The organism is Domibacillus sp. 8LH (assembly GCF_038806185.1).
GTDB classification, from domain to species: Bacteria; Bacillota; Bacilli; order Bacillales; family Domibacillaceae; genus Domibacillus; species Domibacillus indicus_A.
Map to the genome: position 1 here is coordinate 1 of NZ_JAVJNG010000327.1, position 236 is coordinate 236.

Annotated in this window: 1 protein-coding gene; it reads right to left on the minus strand. The window is 50.8% G+C overall.

The window, feature by feature from the left end:
* Positions 1-97, minus strand: a 97-nt coding sequence (locus RG959_RS25530; RefSeq protein ID WP_369335210.1) for a hypothetical protein, incomplete at its 3' end; no start/stop codon positions are given.
* Positions 98-236: the final 139 nt, after the last annotated feature.

Sequence of the window (236 nt, forward strand, 5' to 3'; positions counted from 1 at the left end):
GTGTCGGTTGATTGCCCGCTAAGGCAACGTCCACGCCGCAGCCCACACCACAATACGCACATGTTGTTTGAATTAAACTCTCTTTTAAAGGGGTCATGGCGCTCTCTTATGCAAGTTCGGTTACGGGGATCAATGCGTCATCACTGAGTCGCTTAGGCTCTGCTTGAGTGATGGCTAAGCTGTGTTCGATAATACAATTTACTCGGCTTTCGCAACTGCCACAGCCGGTGCAGGCT